We start from the raw sequence: 1,592 nt of genomic DNA, 5'->3' as shown, positions 1-1,592 counted from the left end.
CCACCTGCACCGCCAGCCTAGAACCTTGGCTCAGACGGCGCGCCATCATCATGGGCAGCAAAGGGGTCGCGGGGAACGGGGGATCGGCGGGCCATTGCCCCAGCTGTGTCCACGCCTGCCAGTCGAGCGCGTCGACAAGACCCGGTGACAATGCCTGACTATCCTGCAACGAAAAAGAGAGCATATTTCAGGCAACCTGTCCTTGACCTTGGTGTGAGCGCTTGGACGATAAAAGGCACCCACCCGCTGGGCAGTGCCTGCTCCCCGGGGATTATCCGCCGGAGTCATCACATTAATACCGCGCGAATAATACCATTATTCATCAAAAATAATAGCTGGCGCGGATTATCCGTTGGCATTGTGATTGAAAATAAACGATTTGTGTTGTCTCATTGCCAAGCTCTATTTATTGAATTTCCTCGCAAGGGAATATTATGAAAGTCATTAATAAAATATCCCTGTTGCTGGCCTGTGCCCTGCTGGCAGCCTGCTCCACCAGCCAGCCCATTCGCTAGGGAGAGATAGGTTGCTCGGCCAATGCTGGACAAATTTGACATCGCATTTTCAGCATATCTCTGTACAAAATGCGTGCAGAGAATGCAATTACAACCCGGATGACAGTGGTTAATTTTTTTGGTTAAAATTTCAGTAACTCATGCTCTCGCCCTGGCCCATTCGCAATATGGCCGCTAACCCGGTTGCCTTCAATCTGACCGAAGATCAGGTGGCCAGCGCCATGAGCACTTCGGGGATAAGAAAGATCTGGGCGATGAAAAAAGAGCAGCCGGGACGTATTCATGGCCAGGTCAATGTACGCCAGCATCAGACGGTGATGCGATATTCCATATAGCAGCCACGACTATTCCATTAATTATGTGAGCAGCGTCAATCTGGATGACAAGGGCAATGGCAGCATTCATCGCAGTTATAACCGCTGGGTACTGGGCCTGAATCAGGCCATCCAGAACGAACTCGTCCGCACACAGAGCCGTTAATACGGCAGGAGCCACCCCGTGAACCATTATCAGGCAGACCCCTACAACGCGCTGGAGGCCATAGGCGCGGCCCAGAAGATCGCCTTCGGGCCCATGCTGTTCCAGGCCAGCTGGTGTCTGCGTGAAACCGGGGTGCTTGCCTTTCTCGAGACACGTGGCCAACAGGGCGCGCCGCTGGCGGACATAGCCCAGGCGTGCGAGCTGAGTGAATATGCGGTCAGCGTGCTGCTGGACATGGGGCTCGGCGGCGGACTCTGCTACCAGGCCGATGAGCACTATGTGCTGGGCCGGGTCGGCAAGTATCTGCAACACGACGCCATGAGCCGGGTCAATCTCGACTTCACCCAGCACGTCTGCTATCAGCCCCTAGCCCATCTGCTCGAAGCCATCCGTCAGGGCACGCCGGCCGGTCTGCAGGAGTTCGGCCCCTGGCAGACCCTCTACCCACATCTGAGCGAACTGCCTGAGCCCGCCCGCAGCAGCTGGTTTGCGTTTGATCACTTCTACTCCGACTGGGCGTTCCTGCAGGCACAGGAGAAAGTACTTCGCTATGAGCCTCGCCACCTCTACGATCTGGGCGGCAACACCGGCAAGTGG

The 1,592-nt window shown here is 55.8% G+C and carries 1 protein-coding gene and 2 pseudogenes; 2 read left to right on the top strand and 1 reads right to left on the bottom strand.

The features are described from left to right. Positions 1 to 184 (bottom strand): beta-ketoacyl synthase chain length factor (locus AAC083_RS20650; protein WP_146181751.1); only part of this gene is annotated, 184 nt, incomplete at its 3' end. A 486-nt stretch (positions 185 to 670) separates the two neighbouring features. On the opposite strand from AAC083_RS20650, the pseudogene AAC083_RS20645 reads away from it, so the two are divergent. Both AAC083_RS20645 and AAC083_RS20640 read left to right on the top strand, forming a co-directional pair. Continuing rightward, a pseudogene (locus AAC083_RS20645) lies at positions 671 to 995 on the top strand (hypothetical protein); the annotation flags it as partial. 18 nt (positions 996 to 1,013) lie between these two features. Then, positions 1,014 to 1,592 (top strand): annotated as a pseudogene (locus AAC083_RS20640) (SAM-dependent methyltransferase); the annotation flags it as partial.

The sequence above is a fragment of the Aeromonas sp. HMWF014 genome, from assembly GCF_963878295.1.
GTDB lineage: Bacteria > Pseudomonadota > Gammaproteobacteria > Enterobacterales > Aeromonadaceae > Aeromonas > Aeromonas popoffii.
This window is presented reverse-complemented; position numbering and strand designations above follow the sequence as displayed.